Below are 269 nucleotides of genomic sequence, written 5' to 3'. Positions count from 1 at the left end.
GATTGATTCTTGTAATTCTTCATCAGAAAGGTCAGTTTCTTGCTTTTCAATTTCTAATCCTTTGTAATCACCTAATTTAACTTCAGGTTCAACTGTAACTGTAGCTTCAAAAATGAAATCTTTACCTTTTTCGATTTGAGTTACATTAACTTCTGGTTGTGCAACTGGATTAATTTCTGTTTCTTCAATTGCTTCACCATAAGCTTCAGGTAATAAATTATCCACTGCATCTTGATAAAGTGCTTCTACACCAAAACGTTGCTCAAAAA

1 protein-coding gene is annotated in these 269 nt (G+C 32.3%); it reads right to left on the bottom strand.

Annotated elements, in window-relative coordinates; genetic code table 11:
• A partial coding sequence (locus GNF10_RS39615; protein ID WP_185607543.1) for a trigger factor family protein occupies positions 1-269 on the bottom strand: 269 nt, incomplete at both ends.

The organism is Nostoc sp. UCD121 (assembly GCF_014222285.1).
In the GTDB taxonomy this organism is placed as follows: domain Bacteria; phylum Cyanobacteriota; class Cyanobacteriia; order Cyanobacteriales; family Nostocaceae; genus Nostoc.
Note: the sequence above shows the minus strand (reverse complement) of the source record. Positions and strands in the feature narration are given on the sequence as shown.